The organism is Frankia sp. R82, from assembly GCF_023716925.1.
Taxonomy (GTDB): Bacteria; Actinomycetota; Actinomycetes; order Frankiales; family Frankiaceae; genus Frankia.
Genome location: NZ_JAMQQG010000292.1, coordinates 16999 through 35916, shown reverse-complemented (window position 1 = coordinate 35916; position 18918 = coordinate 16999). Strand labels below are relative to the sequence as shown.

The window sequence follows — 18918 nt, the reverse complement described above, 5'->3', positions numbered from 1 at the left end:
GCGCACCGGCGACGTGGTGCTCGTGCCCGCCGGGCGGCGCAGCGGCCTGGCCGTCGTCCTCGACGCCGACACATCCTCGGCCGCCGCGCCGGACGGGCCACGGCCGGTCGTGCTCACCGCCGACCGGCAGGTCCGCCGTCTGTCGCTGACCGACTTCCCGGCCGCGGTCGAACCGCTCGGCCGGGTTCGGGTGCCCCGCTCGTTCAATCCGCGCTCGCCCCAGTCCCGTCGTGACCTGGCCTCCTCGCTGCGCGCCACCGGCCTTGCCGCCGACGAGGGCGCCGCCGTCGGCAAACGGGCGAAGGTCCGGGCCGCCGCCGCCGACGACGCCGAACTCTCCCGGCTGCGCCGGGCGCTGCGGGCCCATCCGGTGCACGAGTGCCCACGCCGGGAGGAACATCTGCGTTCCGGCGAGCGGGCGACGAAGCTGGAGAAGGAGACCGCGGGCCTGTCCCGCACCGTCGAGGGCCGCACGAACACCGTCGCGAAGACCTTCGACCGGGTCCGTGCCGCGCTCACCGAACTCGGTTACCTCGACGGCGACACCGTCACCGATCCCGGTCGGCTGCTCGCCCGGGTCTACTGTGAGCAGGACCTGCTCGTCGCCGAATGCCTGCGCGCCGGGCTCTGGGAGGAGCTGGACGCCCCCGCGCTCGCCGCCGCCGTGTCCACCCTGGTGTTCGAGCCGCGCGGGGAGGACCTGGCCGCCGTCGCCCTGCCCGGCGGGGCGGTGCTGTCCGACTGCCTCGAGCAGATGGCCCGCCTGGCCGACCGGCTCGCCGCGACCGAGGCCCGGCACCGGTTGCAGTTCCTGCGTCCCCTCGAACTCGGCTTCGCCGCGACCGCCCACGACTGGGCCCGCGGTCGTCCGCTGGAACGGGTGCTCACGACCAGCGCCGTCGACCTCACCGCCGGCGACTTCGTCCGGTGGATGCGCCAACTGCTCGACCTGCTCGACCAGATCGCCAAGAACGCCCCCGAGGACGCCCGGGTCCGCCGTACCGCCCGCACCGCCATGGGCGCCCTGCGTCGCGGCGTGGTCGCCTACGCCATGGCCAACTGAGCCTGCCCGCCGTGTCCGCCGTCCCCACGTCGGCCGTCCCCACGTCGGTTGTCCCTGCGCTGGTCGCCCCTGCGCCGGTCGCCGTCCCGTCGGCTGTTCCGGTGCCGGCGGTCGCCGGGTCGACCGGGGCCCGGTGGGGTGGCCTGGTGCTGGCCACGATCCTGGACGCGCTGCTCGCCGACCCGGCCCGCTACCATCCCGTCGCCGGCTTCGGCCGACTTGCCGCCCGCCTTGAGCAGACGTCCCACCGGGACAGCCGGCTCGCCGGGGCCGCCCACACCGCGTTGCTGGTCGCGGCCGTCGCCGTCCCCGCCGGGGTCGCCGAGCACGGTCTCCTCCGCCGGGGCGCCGCTTCGTCCCCGTCCTGCGGCCGTTCCACCTGGCCGTCCGGGGGGCGGTTCGCCGCGACGTCCGGGGGGCGGTTCGCCGCGACGTCCGGGGGGCGGGGGTCGGGGACGTCCGGGGTGGCGTTGCTGGTGGTGACGGCGGGACTGGGCTGGGTGGTGCTGGGGGGAACGTCGCTGGGACGGGCGGGGCGGGCGATCGGGACGGCGCTGGTCGCCGGGGATCTGGCCGGGGCGCGTGCGCTGCTGCCGACGCTGTGCGGGCGCGACCCGGCCGAGCTCGACGAGTCAGCGCTGGCGCGGGGGGCCATCGAGTCGATCGCCGAGAACACCTGCGACGCGGTCGTCGCGCCGCTGTGGTGGGGGGCGGTCGCGGGTCTGCCGGGGCTGGCCGCCTACCGGGCGGTGAACACCCTCGACGCGATGATCGGCCATCACAGCGCCCGCTACGAACGGTTCGGCTACGCCGCCGCCCGTCTGGACGACCTGGTGAACCTCATCCCGGCGCGGATCGGGGCGCTCGCGGCCTGCGCATGCGCGCCGCTGGTCGGCGGGAACCCGGTCGACGCCTACTGGGTGCTGCGCCGCGACGGCCGGTCGCATCCCAGCCCCAACGCCGGCCTCGCCGAAGCCGCGTTCGCCGGGGCGCTCGGCCTGCGCCTCGGTGGCGAGCTGCGCTACCCCTACCGGGTCGAGTACCGCCCGCAGCTGGGCTTCGGCCGCCCGCCGACCGGCGCCGACGTCGCCGCCGCGGCCCGGCTGTCCGCCGCGACCGGTGCTCTGAGCCTCGCCGTGACGGTGCTGGCTGCCGCCGTGGCGTCCAGGGCGCGCACCGCGCTCCGCGCACGATCGAGGAGGGGGTAGCCGGTGGCGTCCAAAGGCGGCGGCCTGCTGGTCGCGGGGACCGCGTCGGATGCCGGCAAGAGCGTGCTGACCGCGGGAATCTGCCGCTGGCTGGCCCGCGAGGGGGTACGGGTCGCCCCGTTCAAGGCGCAGAACATGGCGCTGAACTCGACGGTGACCGCCGACGGCGCGGAGATCGGCCGGGCCCAGGCGATGCAGGCCGCGGCCGCCGGCGTCGAACCGGAGGCGGCGATGAACCCGGTGCTGCTCAAACCGGGCGGGGACCGACACAGCCAGCTCGTCGTGCTCGGCCGCCCCGTCGCCGAGGTGGACGCGCTCGGCTACCGCCCGCACAAGGCCCGCCTGGCCGGGATCGTCGCAGACTGCCTCGACGACCTGCGCTCCCGCTTCGACGCCGTCATCTGCGAGGGCGCCGGCAGCCCCGCCGAGATCAACCTGCGCGACACCGACATCGCCAACATGGGCCTGGCCCGCGCGGCGAACCTGCCGGTCATCGTGGTCGGCGACATCGACAAGGGTGGCGTGTTCGCCGCCCTGTTCGGCACGCTGGCCCTGCTCGACCGCGCAGATCAGGCCCTCATCGCCGGCTTCGTGATCAACCGGTTCCGTGGTGATCCGCGTCTGCTGGAACCCGGCCTGCGCCAGATCGAGACGCTCACCGGGCGTCCCGTCCACGGTGTCGTCCCGTTCCGCTCGGGGCTGTGGCTCGACGTCGAGGACTCCCTCGACCTCGCCGCCTATCCCGACGACCCCGACCTCGACCCCGACTCTGACCTCGACTCTGACCTCGACGGCGCCGAGGCGCAGCGCGGGCGGGAGACGTTGCGGGTGGCGGTGATCCGCCTGCCCCGGCTGTCCAACGTGACCGACGTCGACGCGCTGCGCGCCGAACCCGGGGTCGTCGTACGCCTGGCCACCCGCCCCGACGACCTGGCCGACGCCGACCTCGTCATCCTGCCCGGCACCCGCTCCACCGTCGCCGACCTCGCCTGGCTGCGCCAGCGTGGCCTGGCTGACGCCGTGCGCGCCCGCGCCGCCGCCGGCCGCCCGGTGCTCGGCATCTGCGGCGGCTACCAGATGCTCGGCACCCGCATCCGCGACGACGTCGAGTCCGGCGCCGGCGAGGTGGCCGGCCTCGGCCTGCTTCCCGTCACCACCGTCTTCGAGCAGACCAAACTGCTCGGCCGCCGCACCGCCGTCGGCATCGCGGGGGCTGCGGGTCATCCGGTCAGCGGATACGAGATCCGTCACGGCCGGCTCACCATCGCCGACCATCCCGGGGCCACCGCGTTCGCCGCCGACGGGGTGCGTGTCGGCGCCGTCGTCGGCACCAGCTGGCACGGACTGTTGGAAAACGACGCGTTCCGCCGCGCCTACCTGCGCAGCGTCGCGACCGACGCCGGCCGCGCGTTCGTCCCGGGCACCGTCAGCTTCGCCGCCGTCCGCGCCCGTCGCCTGGACGCCCTCGGCGATCTGGTCGCCGATCACCTCGACACCTCCGCCCTGCGCCGCCTGATCGACGGCGGAGCGCCCCTCGACCTCCCCTTCGTCCCCCCCGGCGCACCCCCCACCCCGCAGCCGCCCAGCTGACCCCTCGCCACATCGGCCGGCATCCCCCGCCGTACTCGCCCCACGGCACCCGCCGGTGGTAGATGTGGTCGGTGGGGGCCCGCGCAACACGATGCTCGGCCAGCTCGCCGCCGACGCCTGCGCGTCCGGAGAGCCAGCGGCGTCCGGAGAGCCCGACGGCAGGAGCAGTGGCATGCGGGTCGCGCTGATGGTCACCTGTATCAACGACGCCCTGTTCCCGCGGACGGGTCAGGCGGTCGTGGCCCTGCTGCGCCGCCTCGGCGTCGACGTGGAGTTCCCGGCGGCGCAGACCTGTTGCGCCCAGCCGATGATCAACACCGGCTATCTCGACGAGGCCGTGCCGGTGCTGCGCGCCTTCGTCGAGGCGTTCGCCGGGTACGACGCGGTGGTCACCCCGTCGGCGTCGTGCGCCGGCTGCGCCCGCCACCAGCATGCGATCGTCGCCCGGCGGGCCGGCGATCCGGCCCTGCGCGCCGCGGCCGACGCGGTGTCGCCGCGGGTCTACGAGCTGTCGGAGTTCCTCGTCGACCGGCTGGGCGTGACCGATGTGGGCGCCTACTATCCGCACACGGTGACCTACCATCCGACCTGCCACTCGCTGCGCATGCTGGGGGTCGGCGACCGCCCGCGCCGGCTGCTCGAACAGGTGCGCGGCCTGACCCTGCTCGAGCTGCCCGGCGCCGCCGAGTGCTGCGGCTTCGGCGGGACGTTCGCGGTCAAGAACGCCGACACGTCCATCGCGATCGGCACCGACAAGGCCCGCCAGGTCCGCAACACCGGCGCGGAGGTGCTCGTGGCCGGGGACAACTCCTGCCTGACCCACATCGGCGGGCTGCTCTCGCGCCAGCGGGCCGGGGTCCGCACCGTCCATCTCGCCGAGGTCCTGGCGGCGACCGCATGAACGCCACCGTCGTCAGCGCCACCGTCGTCGGGATCCTGGCGGTGACCGGATGAGCGCGACCTTCGTCGGCATGCCGCCGTTCCCGGCCGCCGCCCGGGAGAAGCTGGCCGACGCGCAGCTGCGGCGCAACCTCGCGCACGCCACCAGCACGATCCGGGCCAGGCGGGCGGCGCTCGTCGCCGAGGTCGAGGCCAGTGTGGACGGCGGCTGGGAGGCGCTGCGGGTCGCCGGCGCCGAGGCGAAGGACACGGCGCTGCGCTCGCTGGACCGCCAGCTGCTGCGGCTGGAGGAGACGCTGACGGCCAACGGCGCCACCGTCCACTGGGCGCGCGACGCCGCGCAGGCGAACGCCATCGTGGCCGCGCTGGTCAGGGCACACGGCGCCGACGAAGTGATCAAGGTCAAGTCGATGGTGACCCAGGAGATCGGCCTCAACGAGGCGCTGGCCGCCGAGGGCATCGCCGCCTGGGAGACCGACCTGGCCGAACTGATCGTGCAGCTCGGCGACGACCTGCCGTCGCACATCCTGGTGCCGGCGATCCACCGCAACCGCGCCGAGATCCGCGAGATCTTCCTGCGGGCCATGGGCGAGGTCGGCCGCGGCGCACCGGCGGACCTCACCGACGCGCCGGCGGTCCTCGCCGCGGCGGCGCGCGAGCATCTGCGGGAGAAGTTCCTGCGCGCCAGGGTGGGGGTCTCCGGCGCCAACTTCGCGGTCGCCGAGACCGGCACGCTGGTGGTCGTCGAGTCCGAGGGCAACGGCCGGATGTGCCTGACCCTGCCCGAGGTGCTGATCTCGGTCGTCGGCATCGAGAAGGTCGTCGCCACCTGGGACGACCTCGACCCGCTGCTGCGGCTGCTGCCGCGCTCGTCCACCGGTGAGCGGATGAACCCCTACACCTCCATGTGGAGCGGGGTGACCCCCGGCGACGGACCCCGCGAGGTGCACGTCGTCCTGCTCGACAACGGGCGCACCCGGGCGCTGGCCGACGAGGTCGGCCGCCAGGCGCTGCGCTGCATCCGCTGCTCGGCCTGCCTCAACGTGTGCCCGGTCTACGAGCGCACCGGCGGTCACGCCTACGGTTCGGTCTACCCGGGTCCGATCGGCGCGATTCTCAACCCGCTGCTGCGCGGCGTCGGCCACAGTGACCAGATCGACGCGCTGCCCTACGCCTCCACGCTGTGCGGCGCCTGCTTCGAGGCCTGCCCGGTCCGCATCGACATTCCGCGGATCCTGGTGGACCAGCGGGCGAAGATCGTCGACGCGCACCGCGGCGGGCTGCCCACGCCCGAGGCCGTCGCGATGAGGACGGCCGCCACCGGCCTGGGCAGTGCGCGGCGCCTGGCCGGCGGCGAGCGGTTCACCCGACTCGGTCTCTGGTTCGCCCGCCGCGTCGGCGCCCCGGCCTGGACGTCGGCCCGCGACCTCCCCCCCGCCCCGGCGGAGTCCTTCCGCCGGTGGTGGAAACGCACCGACGGAGGCCGACGGTGATGTTCGGACGGCGACGGACGGCACAGACGGACGAGCATGGGCAGACCGAGGCGGACGGCCTGGAGCCGGCGGTGAACGCCCGCGAGCAGATTCTCGCCGACATCCGGACCGCCCTCTCCGGCGGTTCCGGCCCTGCCGGTTCAGCCCCTGCCGTTTCCGGCCCTGCCCCTGCCCCCGGGACCGCCGCGCCGTCCTCGCCGGCATCAGGGGGACCGGCTTTCTCGTCGGCATCGCGTCCGGTCGCGCGGCGACACACTGTGGACGACCTGATCGCGCTGTTCGCCGAACGCGTCGCCGACTACCGGGCGACCGTGACGCACAGCCCGACGGCGTCACTGTCGGATGCCGTCGCCGCGGCGCTTCCCGCCGGTGCGTCCGTCATCGTGGCGGCGGATCTCACCGTCGCCGTCCCCGGTGCCCTGGTGGACGACGGCACGTCCGGCGCCGCCGACCTCGACCGGATCGACGCCGTCGTCACCGGCGCCCGGGTCGCCATCGCCGAGACCGGCACCCTCGTGCTCGACCACGGTCCCGGCCAGGGCCGCCGCGCCATCACCCTGGTCCCCGACCGGCACATCTGCATCGTGCGGGCCGACCAGATCGTCGCCGACGTCCCGGACGCCCTCGCGCAGCTCGCCCCGTCGGTACGCGCCGGCCGCCCACTGACCTGGATCAGCGGACCGTCCGCCACCAGCGACATCGAACTGAGCCGCGTCGAGGGCGTACACGGCCCCCGCACCCTCATCGTGATCATCGCAACGTGAAAGTGTGGCGCTGTGTCACAACGCTCGCGGTACCAGGGCTGGCCATGGTCAGTCTGGAAGCCAGACGGCAGTCTCAGACTGATCAGGCTCGGAACCAGGCCAGGAAGCCTGACTCGCCAGGAACCCAGGCAGCCGAATCCAGGCAAACATAATCGACGTCCCTGGCGACTCGCGAAGGCGAATGTAGCATGGTCAACCAGCACAGTCTTCCGGAATCAGAAAGTTGGAGTTCTTTGGATAGCGGCGATGCGCGGCAGTCAAAACGCGACGCCAACCGTCTGTGATTAGGCCCAATGCGATGAGGCGATGGACTTCTCTCCAGTACTGTTCGGCGTTGAGGTTATGCCAGGTCGGCTGCTGCCTGCGATGTATGCCGGCGTCGTCGAGCACCTGAGCGCACGGGACTGGCTCGTGAAAGGCGTCGGCCAGAGCCAAGATCTGTTGCTCCACTGTTACGATGGCCGGATTGATCTCGCGAACCTCCTGCGCAGGTTGATCGATCTGCGCAGGTTGATCGATAACTGTATACTTTCCGGCCCAGGCTGCCAGTTGTCCATTATCCGGACGGCTGGCAAGGACGGCCCGGACGAGGTCGAAAATCCAGCCTTCGGTCACAGCCACCTCAATGGTGCGGTGGACAGCTTCCTCCATCCCCAGGGATTCGCTGGAGAAATCGACCAGCGAGCGATCAAGCTCATATAGTAGAAATCGCGCAAAGCTGTCACGCCCAGTGAATACCGATCGCAGTAGAGAATTCAGTTTTCCCCGCTCGGGACCGGGCATTCGCTCAATCATCTTGCGGTCTAGCTCCGGCATTTGTGGGCACTTCTCCATTTCACCAAAACCCTCCCGTTTCTGCCCCGAATTATGCGACTCCAGCTATTGTCGGTTCATCTCTAGGGGCACTATTCTGGGGGCACTATTCTGGCCGACCTTCGAAAATGTGTGCCGCTCCGAAAAACGCTTGCCTGGGCCTCGGTCAGCATTATGGCGAGGGTCAATTTGAATCTTTCCTCTGCGGCGGAAGGGCCTTGCTGATCCGTATGGAGTGCTCGCGAGGCGATGCCCGTAAGGTCATTGCTAAAAGATTTACTGCCGCGAATGAAGTTGTTTCTCAAGGTTTCCTCTACATTTAGTTGAAGTCTCGTTTCGTTCGTCCGGGTCTCCTCGTCTGTTGGCCATACGATCATGAGGGAGACCGTGGGCTCGTTGCGACGGTCGTAGGCCTGGAGGCACGATCGAAATTGAGCCAATCCGGCGCTCCACGGGTCTACGATGATGCAAACCAGTTGGTTTCTCCTGCGAGATTCGTCCAAAATTTCCGTCAGCACCTCGACTCTTTTTGCGGAGACGACCCTCGAAGTCATGCCGAGTGATGCCGCTACCGACTGTGCGGTCACACAGAGCCTTCTGGCGGAGTACGGCCAGAACGGGGTCCAGCCATCGAAGGAGGACCCATAGGAAGATATGTTTGTGCGAGATCCTTTGATCTCTTCGACTGTGGCCGCAAAAACTACAAAAGTTACATAGCGCGGGCCAGGCGATCCGGATCTGTCTATCTCGCCAGATCGATCCATTCTGCTGGAATCCGCTGCTGGTGCCGCCGCCAGGGGTTCTGACACATTTTGTGGGATTCGAAGGTATCCCGTTCCGGAGCCAGCCTGACCAGGTTCGTCGAAGGCGCTGCGAAGGTCCGGGAGTCTAGGTATTTCCCGGCTTGGCAGTGGGGGGTAGGTCTCAGCCACGGAGACAATATGGGACGCGAGAGTGACCAAAAATTTCTGGTAGTGGTCCCGATTTCTGGATAGCTGCAGCAGGAATCTCAAGCCGTATCGTGAATATGACTCGTCGAAATCTGGGATATTGTGCTGGAGCGCACTCAGTGTGGGCGGAGGAGATACTACGGGAACCCACATGATCGGGATCAGAGCGGGTTTTGAATCCGGGCGTTGGGAGGCTCTTTGGCGTTCAGCGAAAAAGGACCACTCTCGTCCGCAATATTCGCTGGCAAAGTAGGTAGGTGAACAAATAGCCACAAATGTGCGGCATTTGGCAAGGGCTGAAGCCAGCTCTTTCGGCCAGTCCGTTCCCGGCAGAATGCTGGTTGTATCGATAAATCCTACATCCTCGGCTCTCGGCAGCCCACTTCGAACTCTGACCTCGTGCCGGAGGTCCCTGAAAAAGCGATACATAAAAGGGTTGTCGTTGGCATCGGGTCGAGCGCAGCTGAGGAAAAAATAGAAAGAGAATTCCTCGGATTGCTCTGGTGAATCTTCTCCTGGGATTAGAGGTACGCTGCCTGCGGGTGTCGGCGCTGTTTCTACATACTGCTGGATATCATCCGGAGATTCCCTCTGTAGGGCCTGAAAGAAGGTGACGCCGACTGCTTCAAGATCGACCGGGTTGAGTACGGTATTGGCAATGTCTACTTGGTACAAGGTTGCCTCCGAAAAATCCGCGCCTCGTAGATCTGCTCCGTTCAGGTTGACCTTTTCAAGGCGGGCGGAGTTCAGCTGTGCGTTCCGTAGATCTGCATCGGCGAAGCTGCATGACTGGAACCAGCTGTCCCGTAGGTCGGCCCCACGGAGATTGATGCCCGATAGATCTGCGTCGCGTATTCGAAGTCCCTGTAGAAAAAGGTCGGTGGCGTTGTTCAGTCGACTCAGCACGGAAAAAGCATCGCGTACGTCTCGCCCCATGGCAGCTGGAGACTCCGGACTGCACAACTGGCGGCGAATTAGCTGGGTCAAACCGCTGATGACATCTGCGGAATCGACTTCAGGCAAGAGAGTAAGATTTGCAACTGCCGCCACAGCCGTCTGTCGGTTGCTTTCCGCCGGGTGGGTAAGTGTGTCGAGAGCTTCTGAAATGTTCGCGGCAGCGGTGACCGTCGGATCAGGATGACGCTCAAACTGGCGTCGAATGGCGACGAACCAGGCGGACGAAAGTCCCCCTCCCGCGCCGGCTGAAATCTGCGCCGTGTCAAGCCAGGCGGCCGCAGCGGGAGGATCGAGAAGGTTTAGCGCCGTCAGTTGCTGGGCGCGTTCCAGCTCCGGCTGGTCGTGCCAGACATGGGTGCGATCGGTGTACTGCCACAGCAGGTCTGCCACAGCACGAAGGCGCCGTATGCCATAGCGCTTGTGCATGTGGCGGAGTAGCACGTTGCGCAAATCCGGCTCGATCTCGTACTGGCCGTCACCAATATCACGAAAAATCGGAGAAAGTAGAAGCTGGGCCTCGGTCTCGTGGGGTAAGCTCTTTGGGGGATCAAGAAAAAAGTTGATTCGAAGCAGATGTACCAGTTGGCTGTTCACGATGACCGGGACCGCGGCGTGGGAGGCGAGTTCCCGCAGATCATCTGTGAGGCGGTCGAAGAGTCTCTGTGCCCAGTCTCCCTCGCCAGACGGGCGCTGGAGGGACCGGACCAGATGGTGGTCTGGCATGCGTCTCGGTCGCGCCCCGGCTCTGGTGTCGAACACCGGGACGGTACCGCCCCGCAGAATCGAGACGGCGTGATCCATACCGTCCTTGGTGAGTGGGAACATGGGGGTGTGACGGCGGAGAATATCAGCCGTGGTGGCGTACCACTGATCCTGGGGCACCGGATTAAGCCAGACCGGTGGGGTGGATCCTCCACGCAGGGCCTTGAGGAATGCGATGGTGTCGACCAGACGGCCGGGGTCCACACGGCCACGTGCGGCACCTGCGTCACTGAACACGACGATGCCAGTCGCCGGCACGATCCGGTTAAGAACAGCGGACAGCGTAACGCGTTCCTGACCAGATGCCAGTAGGGACAGGGTGCCCTGTTGCAGCGGGCGGACGCGACGCAGCACCGTAGTCAACTCGGGGGCCGACATATCAGGTGTATCGGTCAGTAGTGCACGGTCAGGACTCGGACCGGGGGTATTGTGTACGAAAAGTGTCGTAATCCGGTCGAGTCGGCCGGCGGCTTCGATGGTCCGACAGACGTACTGGACGTAGTCGGCGAACGGCGACATCGAACCGCCGTCATCGACAATGATTACGAGATTTGCTGTGTTACGGCGTCGGGGTATCAGAACCGGCGGTGTGACCACCGCTTGACTGATCCGTCGGTTGATCGTGGCGGATATATCGAGATCGACCGGCGGTCCGGCCCGAACCGGCCGGCGTATCCGGCGCCAGGCCTGCGTAATGACACGTTCGCTCAGCGGATACTGTGCTGACAGCACCAGCCGGCGGTCCCGCTCGGATCGTCGTGGTGTAGGCAGTGTGGGCAACCCCGGCAGCGGGCTGGCCTTTGGCGGTTCGGCAGGCAGTACTGCGTCCTCACCGGGAGGTCCGAGTGGATCATCAGGACTCGGTGCTGGCCCGGATTCTGCCCATGTCATCGGTGAGAGATGCGAGAGATCGATCCGTGCAAAGGCAGCGCGGATGATCTCCGCCTCATGGCGGGACTTTGCCCATAGCAGGACACACAGGTCAATTAAATGCTGTGGCGAGTCCCATCCGTATCCGCTCTGTAGACCCTGACGAAGACTGGCGATATCCTCCGGCCCAAGTGACAGATCGCGTCGCCGAAGCTGAGCGATCACATCGAGGACAAAGCCCGGAATACTTGTTTCCGTCACGGCAGACTAACCGGTGCCGTTTTACCGTTTCCAGCATTGGGTTGTTGCGGAGAGAGCTGCTCAGCCCGTAGCTGGTCACCACGCTGTTTGAGTAGCGCCCCGACATGGGGCAGCGAATCAAGATCGTGCGGCGATGCCTGGACGGCCTGCAGATAGCTGACCCAGTCGAGGAGCTCGCTGAGGCCAGGCCGGCGGGCCAGATCGAGTTCACGCAGGCGAAGCAGGACGTCGACAGCCTTGTCGCGAATCTCCGGATGGCCGGGATCATGGGCATCCAGAATGCGGCTCAGCAGCTCCGGATCCGTGGGGAACTCCAGGTAGTGAAAGATACATCGTCGGAGGAAAGCGCTGGGCAGAGTCTTTTCTTCGTTGTTGGTGACGATGATTATCGGCCGCAGATCCGGGCGGTTCGCAGGAATGGTGTGCCGTCGTCCAGGCTCGTCGGTCACATCGAACGCGAGCTGGTCGAGCTCGTGCAGCAGGTCGTTGGGAAAATCGATATCGGCCTTGTCGATCTCGTCGATGAGCACCACCGAGCGGCGGCCGAACTCACCGCGGGCAATGGCTCTACCGAGCGGGCCGAGGCGGATGTAGGCGGATACATCGGTCGGCCGCCGTGCGTTTGGGAGATCGCTGCCGGTGGGCGGAAACTGTGCATCATAAAGTCGGCGGACGGCGTCGTAGGTGTAAAGAAGATCCTGCGCCCTCGTGGTTGACTTCACGTATGCCTCCTCCAGTGGTAGCCCCAGAGCGTAGGCCAACGCGTACGCAAGCCTCGTCTTTCCTGCTCCAGGATCTCCTTGGAGAAGCAAGGGTCGGCCGAGAGTGATGGCAACGTTCACAGCATCCTCGAGCTCTGACGTAGCCAAGTAGGGCTCCCGTACCTCCTCGATGTAATCCTGTGATGACAGTGATCCAGGTACGGTTGGAACATCCGTCCTTTCGAGCAGGCGGGTGCCAGGAAGATCAGCTTTCCGGTCGAACCGTAGAGAGGTGTCAACCTGATGGCGCGTCTGCATTCCTGGCCCTCTGTTCGAGTTCGTGGCGGAGATTATGATGAGATATGTGAAGTTGATTTATGGTCGCGTCCATGGCATCGTAGAGAAGCTCGATGTCAAGCGGCCCACCTGCGCTGTCGACCGCCGCGTCGGCGCACAGCCAATCGCACCAGGTCTGGCCTAGTCTCTGCCGTAGTTGGGCAGGCCAGGCATGGGTGGCCACGAGTTCCTGCACAATATTGCTCGTCCACTGGTACACATCGATGTGCCGGAAATGAGGCGAAGGAAGTGCGAGAACTCCGTCGGGGAACCGCATGCCCGGTCGGCCGGCGAAAAGAACAATCAGACGTCCGGGAATCGACGAGAAAGAGCTCTGGAGCATCTTCCAGAAATCGTCTGCGATGGAATGCGAACCATCTTCAATGACTAGAGTGTCGATGCGAACGACGCAGATCGACATCGCCTCTCCGGCGTGTTCAATAAATCTTGCTATTATTTTCAGGCATTTCTGCGGAGTGTGTCCGGTGACCGGGTCAAGTGTGGGTTTCTTTACTTCGTGCCAGACGTCTCCCCAGCGATGAATGATGCGATCACACAACTTGCTAAGGAAGGTCTCGCCGACATATTCGACGCCGAAAGCCACTACCGTCTCGCCGGTCTGCATGGCGCTGTACATCGCTTCGTCCATGGTGGCAAGATCGAAGTGCGCGGTGTTGGCGAGAGAGTACAAGTGAGGTTCGGGTGAGTGTCCTATAGGTGGCGTGTTGAATGCGGTGTATTTTCGGATGTGTACCCGAGTAGAAGTCAGGTGCACATGGACAAACCTGGCAAGCGGTGTGCTATTGGGCCGATCCTTGTATGCTGCGCTGATCAGCGCGAAGAGCCAGCCCTCTGCATAGGCGGACTCGATGATGATATAGAGAACATCCTCAAGACCCTGGCCGTCGCACGGATAGTTTTCCAACCGCCGGCCCAGCTGGTAGAGAAGAAAACGCGCAAAGTCTCGTCGCTGCGAAAACGTGGCGCACAGCGCTGCGTTAAGTTCGCCCCGCTGCGGTCCGGTCAGATCCTCGACGCGTGCTGGATCGAGGTGGGTCAGGTGACCGTCAGGGCTCATGCGACCGCCGGATTCGGGCGATCATGTGGAAGGCCTGTTGTGTCATGCATCTGACCATCGCCGAGTCGAGCCCCCGCCTGTTTCCAACGATTGGACGCGATCGTAACAGTAGTCGGCCTAGCTCGATCGAGTAGCAGGATCTGCTGCTGGATGCCCGACCAGCGATGTGTGCGCAGGTAGTGGATCTTGCGAGACAAGATAATCAACGGCGTTGACGAGCGCTGGCGTGTGCAGGTCGACGCCTGCATTCTGATCTTTCGCATCCCGTGTCCTGTCGGGCGTGCGCGCTTGGTGTCTGGGTGCCTGGGAGCTGTGGGTGCCGAACCGGTACGGTTGCGCCAGTGGGGTAATTGTTCTTTTTGATCTACGGCATGCGTTCCGGTAGTGGTTCGGCCGAGCGGTCAGAGGTCGGACGCGGCTAGGCGCGGCTCGGGCGATGCATCTCTGGCAAGCCAGAGCCGGGGGTGTCGCAGAGCCGGGGAGTGCAATGGCGCAGGTGGCGAGCTGTAGGCGGCGGGACGAGGGGCGACGATGGCTGACGGCGGTGCCAGTCTCGGTGGACGGATGGCGTGGATTCGACCGGGCTCGGGGGAGCGGACACCAGTGGATCTGAAGACCGATCAGCCGCATACGGCGCGGATGTACGACTACTTCCTCGGCGGTAAGGACAACTTCCCCGCCGACCGGGAGGCCGGCCAGCGGGCCATGGCCGGTGCCCCCGACATCGCCCGCGCCATCCGGGCGAACCGGGCGTTCCTGGTCCGTGCCGCGCGCTACCTGGCCGCCGAAGCCGGGATCAGCCAGTTCCTCGACATCGGCACCGGCATTCCGACCTCGCCGAATCTGCACGAGGTCGCCCAGGCGGTCACGCCGGACGCGCGGGTCGTCTATGTCGACAACGATCCGCTGGTGCTCGCCCACGCCCGGGCCCTGCTGACCGGCACGCCCGCCGGGCGCACCGCCTACCTGGACGCCGACCTGCGCGACGTCGACGCGATTCTGGCCGCCCCCGAGCTTCGGGACACCCTGGACCTGTCCCGGCCGGTGGCCCTGTCGGTACTGGCGATCCTGCACTTCCTGCCCGACACCGACACCGGCGAACCGTTCACCCTCGTACGCCGGCTGCTCGACGCCCTGCCCACGGGCAGCCACCTCGTCGTCAGTCACGGCACCCCCGATTTCGCCCCGGCCATCAGCGAGCAGGGCGCGGCGGCCTACCGGGCCGGCGGCATCGCCGTCCAGCTGCGCCGCCGCGACGAGTTCGCCCGGTTCTTCGACGGCCTTGAGCTGGTCGACCCCGGCATCGTCCCGGTCCACCGCTGGCGTCCCGACGCCGCGCCCGCCGCCGCCGACACCAGTGTCGACGCAGGTAGCGAGGCCGCCGACGACGCCTCCGCCGCAGTGGACGCGGGTGATTTCCGCGCCGACGACCCCTCGGGTGTTGCCACCGCGGGGCTCGCCGACAGCCAGGTCAACATGTACGGCGCCGTCGGCCGCCTGCACTGACCGCGCCGACGACCGGACGGAGAACGCCCGGGGACGTCAGTCGACGTCGCCGATGATGGCGCGCAGGGCGGCGACGTGGGCGCGCAGGGCTTCGCGGCCCGGGCGGGTCAGGGCGATCCAGGTGGTGCGGCGGTCCTGGTGGGTGCCCTTGCGGCTGCGGGCATAGCCGGCCTGGGCCAGCGCCGTGACCTGTTTGGACAGGACGGAGTCGCTGACGCCCAGGGCCTCGCGCAGCGTCACGAACTCCAGCTCGGACACGGCGGCGAGCAGGCTCGCGAGCCGCAGCCGTACCGGGGCGTTCAGCAGCGCGTCCAGGCCGGAATCGGGCGCGGAGTCGGATGCGGAACCGGTTACCGAGGTGACCCTGGCCGCGGTATCGGGATCGGGATCGGCTCCGGCTCCGGCTCCGGCTCCGGCTCCGGCTCCGGCGTCGGGGCGGGGGGTGGACGGCGTGGACGGGGGCGTGGGCGGGGTGGACATTCAGCCGGCCAGCAGCAGCAGGCCCAGCCCGGCACCGCCGAGCAGGACCAGGGTGGCGGTCGCGGTCGTCCACGGCGCGGTGCGGCGGGAGTGGCCCTGCGGGTCGCCGCGGTAGCGACGGATCCACCAGGCCCCGCTCGCCGCATACCCGGCCCCGCCGGCCGCGGCGCAGAGCGCGGCGAGCCACCACAGACCGGCGAATCCGGCCCACGCCGCCCCGGCCAGGCCGCCGCCGTAGGCCAGCGTCGACCATGTGGTGCAGCCGAGCATCACCTGATGGGCGAGCCCCGCGACCCACGCGCCGTTCGCCCGCCGGAACCGCACCAGCTGCACGCCCGCGACCAGCACGAACAGCGCGGCTCCCAGCACGGCGACACCCCGGGCCACCGCATCGTTGAGCACGACGACGACCGCCGCGGTCAGGATCTGCACCGCGATCGCCACCGCGAGGCCTGGCAGGAACCCGCGGGGGAGCCGCAGCCCCGCGACGAGGTCCGCCTGCGAACGCTCGGCCGCCAGCAGTACCGCGGCCGCATCGTCGGGACTGGGAACACCTGAGCTTTCCATGATGGAAAGTATGACCCAACTTTCCAGGATGGCAAGTGGCCTGTCGGGGGGGTGACTTCATCGGCAGGCACCAAGATAATCAACGGTGTTGACGTCGTCGGCCCAGCCTCCTGATGATCATGAGGCGCGGCGGCGGGCGTAGGTCGCGGACGAGCCGGCGCGCCTCGTGGGAGGCTCCGCTCATGACGGACACGGCCAGTTTCAGCGGCGGGCATCCACGTCACGGCCAGCTCGGCTACCTGCAGCTGCCGGCGGTCGACGTGGCGGCGTCCGCGGCCTTCTACCGCGCGGTGTTCGGCTGGGTGACCGAGGCCGGGCAAGCCGGCTTCACCGCGCCGGGCCTCCTCGGCCAGTGGACAACCGGGCGGTCGCCGTCGACGGCTGGCGGGGTGCTGCTGTGGCTCTGCGTGGACGAGCTCTACCGGACGTTGCACCAGGTCACGGAGCATGGGGGAGCGGTCCGCGTCCCGCCGTATCTGGACGGGGGCGAGCGGTGGCTGGCCGAGGTCGACGACCCGGCGGGCACCCGGCTCGGCCTGGTCGCGCCCGTCCGGGTGACGCAGCCGCAGCCGCTCATCGCGGTACGTGACGTCGAGGCCTCCAGCCGCTGGTACCAGGAGCTGCTCGGCCTGGTCAGCGATCACGGCGGCCCGCACTACGAGCGCCTGCTCGCCGGCGGCACCCTCGTCCTGCAGCTGCACCGGGACGAGACCGAACACGACCACGGCCGCATCGGCGACCCCGACCAGCCGGCCGGCAACGGCATGCTGCTGTGGTTCGGCGACACCGCCGACTTCGACGGCGCCGTCACCCGCGCCACCGCCCTCGGCGCCGACGTGGTCCGCGGCCCCGTGCGCAATCCGCCGTCGGGCCAGGGCAACGGCCCCGCCCACCGCGAGCTGTGGCTACGCGACCCCGACGGCTACACCGTCGTCATCGCCAGCCCCGACGGCGAGGCCCATGAACCAGCCACCCCACCCGTCCGCTGACCCGACGTGGTCTGTGCGACCACGGGAGACGGGGCTGCCCGGTGGATGGCGGCTGCCCGGTGGTCTGGCGCGCGGACACCGTGTGCGCCGCACCGATGAGTTCCGCCGGCCTGCGGTGTCTATCCGGGTGTAGTCGTTGTCCTGCCGACCTGGAGGCCCTGCCGTGACCATCCCCACGCACCCCGCACGCATGCTGTTCGTGAACATCCCCGTCGCCGACCTTGAGCGCAGCAAGGCGTTCTTCGCGAAGCTCGGATTCGGCTTCCACCCGGGCTTCACCGACGAGACCGCCGCCTGCATGCTGGTCGGCGAACAGGCCAGCGTCATGCTGCTCAGCCGGGAGAAGTTCGCGGAGTTCGCGAAGCTGCCGATGGCCGATCCCACCACGCACACGCTGGCGCTCTACTGCTTCAGCGTGTCCTCGCGCGAGGAGGTCGACACGGTCGCCCAGGCCGCGCTGGCGGCAGGCGGCGTCGAGGCCGACGGCCTGGAGGACCACGGTTTCATGTGTTCGCGCAGCTTCTTCGACCTCGACGGCCACGGCTGGCAGGTCATGTGGATGGACCCGGCCGCGGCGCAGCAGGGCCCCGCGGAGTTCGCGACCCCCACGCAGGACACCGGCACCGTGGACTGACCGCTGTCGGCCGAAACCGGTTCGCTCGGGTGGACGGACTGATCTAACCTCGCGGGCATGTCGGAGGTCAGGGGAGACAGTCGGAGCGGGGCAGGCGCCCCTGGTGGGGGAGAGGGGCCAGACGGCGGCGGCGATGCGGGTGGGGCCGGTGGGCGTGGTGACCGCTCGCAGCTGGCCATCGAGTTCGCCGAGCGGGGATATGTGCTGGTGTCGGGGCTGGTCCCGGCGGAGCTGGTGGCGGCGGCGGCCAGAGCGGTGGACGGACTGGTCTCGGCCGCGCCGCCGGGTGCCGACGTGCGCGGGCCGCACAACTACTTCCCGAACGCGACGGACGTGCCCGAGCTCGCCGCGCTGCTCACCGGCGGTCCCGCGTTCGACCTGGCCGAGATGCTCGCCGGTCCCGGCACGTTGGAGCCCCCCGAGCAGGTGCAGGTGGCACTGAACATCCCGCCGTTCCCGCACCGGCCCGGCATGCACCACCTGGACGGCGTCCCCGCCGGCCCGGACGGTCGCCCCTACACGTTCACCCTGCTGGCCGGCGTGCTGCTGACCGACCAGCCCGACGAGGACGGCGGCAACCTGTGGGTCTGGCCGGGTACCCACCTGACCCACGCCGAGTACTTCCGCACCCACGGGCCGGACGCGCTGGTCGCCGCCGGCGGGTACCCGCCGATTGCGCTGCCCCCACCGCGGCAGATCCGTGGCCGCGCCGGGGACCTGCTGCTCGCCCACTACCTGCTCGGCCACAACATCGGCGGCAACATCCGCCCCCGCACCCGCCGCGCCGCCTACGTCCGGATCCAGCGTCGCGGCCACCCCACCCGCTGGCGGGACGCCCTGTGTGACCCCTGGCTCGAGTACGACGGCGTCCGCGCCGCCGTCTCGCATCGAACCGCGGTACTGCCCGCGGACTGACGTCGACTGACGTCGACTGACGTCGACTGACGTCGACTGACGTCGACTGACGTCGACTGACGTCGACTGACGTCGACTGAC

15 protein-coding genes and 1 pseudogene are annotated in these 18918 nt (G+C 68.2%); 10 read left to right on the top strand and 6 right to left on the bottom strand.

The window, feature by feature from the left end; all coding sequences use genetic code 11:
* The 6 genes and pseudogenes from ND747_RS22880 to ND747_RS22855 form a co-directional block, all read left to right on the top strand.
* Nucleotides 1-1063, top strand: a pseudogene (locus tag ND747_RS22880) (RNA helicase); the annotation flags it as partial.
* A gap of 11 nt (nucleotides 1064-1074) precedes the next feature.
* Nucleotides 1075-2271, top strand: coding sequence for a cobalamin biosynthesis protein (locus ND747_RS22875; RefSeq protein WP_251736248.1), 1197 nt, complete (start codon nucleotides 1075-1077; stop codon nucleotides 2269-2271).
* A 3-nt stretch (nucleotides 2272-2274) separates the two neighbouring features.
* The gene (locus tag ND747_RS22870; protein ID WP_251736246.1) at nucleotides 2275-3861 is read left to right on the top strand and encodes a cobyric acid synthase; all 1587 of its coding nucleotides are present in this window, start codon (nucleotides 2275-2277) and stop codon (nucleotides 3859-3861) included.
* A gap of 172 nt (nucleotides 3862-4033) precedes the next feature.
* Entirely contained in the window at nucleotides 4034-4762 is a 729-nt protein-coding gene (locus ND747_RS22865; protein ID WP_251736251.1) for a (Fe-S)-binding protein, read from the top strand.
* A gap of 49 nt (nucleotides 4763-4811) precedes the next feature.
* Nucleotides 4812-6254, top strand: a complete 1443-nt coding sequence (locus ND747_RS22860) for a lactate utilization protein B (protein WP_251736244.1) — start codon at nucleotides 4812-4814, stop codon at nucleotides 6252-6254.
* 71 nt (nucleotides 6255-6325) lie between these two features.
* Nucleotides 6326-7018 carry a lactate utilization protein C gene (locus tag ND747_RS22855; protein ID WP_374216304.1) on the top strand — a complete coding sequence of 231 codons (693 nt, stop codon included), beginning with the start codon at nucleotides 6326-6328 and terminating at the stop codon, nucleotides 7016-7018.
* Nucleotides 7019-7210: 192 nt separating this feature from the next.
* Here the strand turns inward: ND747_RS22855 and ND747_RS22850 are convergent, their stop codons facing one another.
* From ND747_RS22850 to ND747_RS22835, 4 genes are all read right to left on the bottom strand, one after another.
* Complete coding sequence (locus tag ND747_RS22850) at nucleotides 7211-7834, bottom strand: effector-associated domain EAD1-containing protein (RefSeq protein WP_251736243.1); 624 nt, start codon at nucleotides 7832-7834, stop codon at nucleotides 7211-7213.
* Between the two features lie 89 nt (nucleotides 7835-7923).
* The gene (locus ND747_RS22845) at nucleotides 7924-11631 is read right to left on the bottom strand and encodes a TIR-like protein FxsC (protein ID WP_251736241.1); all 3708 of its coding nucleotides are present in this window, start codon (nucleotides 11629-11631) and stop codon (nucleotides 7924-7926) included.
* Nucleotides 11628-12500 (bottom strand): AAA family ATPase, encoded by an 873-nt coding sequence (locus ND747_RS22840; RefSeq protein WP_374216303.1) that lies wholly within the window; start codon nucleotides 12498-12500, stop codon nucleotides 11628-11630. Before ND747_RS22840 ends, ND747_RS22845 begins: the two co-directional genes overlap by 4 nt.
* 127 nt (nucleotides 12501-12627) lie before the next feature.
* Nucleotides 12628-13746 (bottom strand): effector-associated domain EAD1-containing protein, encoded by a 1119-nt coding sequence (locus tag ND747_RS22835; RefSeq protein WP_251736237.1) that lies wholly within the window; start codon nucleotides 13744-13746, stop codon nucleotides 12628-12630.
* A gap of 564 nt (nucleotides 13747-14310) precedes the next feature.
* On the opposite strand from ND747_RS22835, the gene ND747_RS22830 reads away from it, so the two are divergent.
* Complete coding sequence (locus ND747_RS22830) at nucleotides 14311-15252, top strand: SAM-dependent methyltransferase (RefSeq protein ID WP_285900971.1); 942 nt, start codon at nucleotides 14311-14313, stop codon at nucleotides 15250-15252.
* Nucleotides 15253-15288: 36 nt separating this feature from the next.
* Here ND747_RS22830 and ND747_RS22825 read toward each other — a convergent pair whose 3' ends face one another.
* Both ND747_RS22825 and ND747_RS22820 read right to left on the bottom strand, forming a co-directional pair.
* A complete protein-coding gene (locus ND747_RS22825; RefSeq protein WP_251736235.1) occupies nucleotides 15289-15732 on the bottom strand; it encodes a transcriptional regulator in 444 nt (147 codons plus the stop codon).
* Entirely contained in the window at nucleotides 15733-16299 is a 567-nt protein-coding gene (locus ND747_RS22820) for a hypothetical protein (RefSeq protein ID WP_251736234.1), read from the bottom strand.
* A gap of 182 nt (nucleotides 16300-16481) precedes the next feature.
* Here ND747_RS22820 and ND747_RS22815 point away from each other — a divergent pair, with 182 nt between their 5' ends.
* The 3 genes from ND747_RS22815 to ND747_RS29490 all read left to right on the top strand — a co-directional run bounded on the left by ND747_RS22815 (nucleotide 16482) and on the right by ND747_RS29490 (nucleotide 18837).
* The gene (locus ND747_RS22815; protein ID WP_251736232.1) at nucleotides 16482-17288 is read left to right on the top strand and encodes a VOC family protein; all 807 of its coding nucleotides are present in this window, start codon (nucleotides 16482-16484) and stop codon (nucleotides 17286-17288) included.
* Nucleotides 17289-17478: 190 nt separating this feature from the next.
* A complete protein-coding gene (locus ND747_RS22810) occupies nucleotides 17479-17922 on the top strand; it encodes a VOC family protein (protein WP_285900970.1) in 444 nt (147 codons plus the stop codon).
* A 57-nt stretch (nucleotides 17923-17979) separates the two neighbouring features.
* Nucleotides 17980-18837 (top strand): hypothetical protein, encoded by an 858-nt coding sequence (locus ND747_RS29490; RefSeq protein ID WP_285900968.1) that lies wholly within the window; start codon nucleotides 17980-17982, stop codon nucleotides 18835-18837.
* Nucleotides 18838-18918: the final 81 nt, after the last annotated feature.

What these genes read in the sequence shown, in the direction of transcription:
- ND747_RS22865 (WP_251736251.1), top strand. Translation starts at nt 4,034, where the DNA reads ATGCGGGTCGCGCTGATGGTCACCTGTATCAACGACGCCCTGTTCCCG.
- ND747_RS22860 (WP_251736244.1), top strand. Translation starts at nt 4,812, where the DNA reads ATGAGCGCGACCTTCGTCGGCATGCCGCCGTTCCCGGCCGCCGCCCGG.
- ND747_RS22850 (WP_251736243.1), bottom strand. Translation starts at nt 7,834, where the DNA reads ATGCCGGAGCTAGACCGCAAGATGATTGAGCGAATGCCCGGTCCCGAG.
- ND747_RS22835 (WP_251736237.1), bottom strand. Translation starts at nt 13,746, where the DNA reads ATGAGCCCTGACGGTCACCTGACCCACCTCGATCCAGCACGCGTCGAG.
- ND747_RS22830 (WP_285900971.1), top strand. Translation starts at nt 14,311, where the DNA reads ATGGCGTGGATTCGACCGGGCTCGGGGGAGCGGACACCAGTGGATCTG.
- ND747_RS22825 (WP_251736235.1), bottom strand. Translation starts at nt 15,732, where the DNA reads ATGTCCACCCCGCCCACGCCCCCGTCCACGCCGTCCACCCCCCGCCCC.
- ND747_RS22820 (WP_251736234.1), bottom strand. Translation starts at nt 16,299, where the DNA reads ATGGAAAGCTCAGGTGTTCCCAGTCCCGACGATGCGGCCGCGGTACTG.
- ND747_RS22815 (WP_251736232.1), top strand. Translation starts at nt 16,482, where the DNA reads ATGACGGACACGGCCAGTTTCAGCGGCGGGCATCCACGTCACGGCCAG.
- ND747_RS22810 (WP_285900970.1), top strand. Translation starts at nt 17,479, where the DNA reads ATGCTGTTCGTGAACATCCCCGTCGCCGACCTTGAGCGCAGCAAGGCG.
- ND747_RS29490 (WP_285900968.1), top strand. Translation starts at nt 17,980, where the DNA reads ATGTCGGAGGTCAGGGGAGACAGTCGGAGCGGGGCAGGCGCCCCTGGT.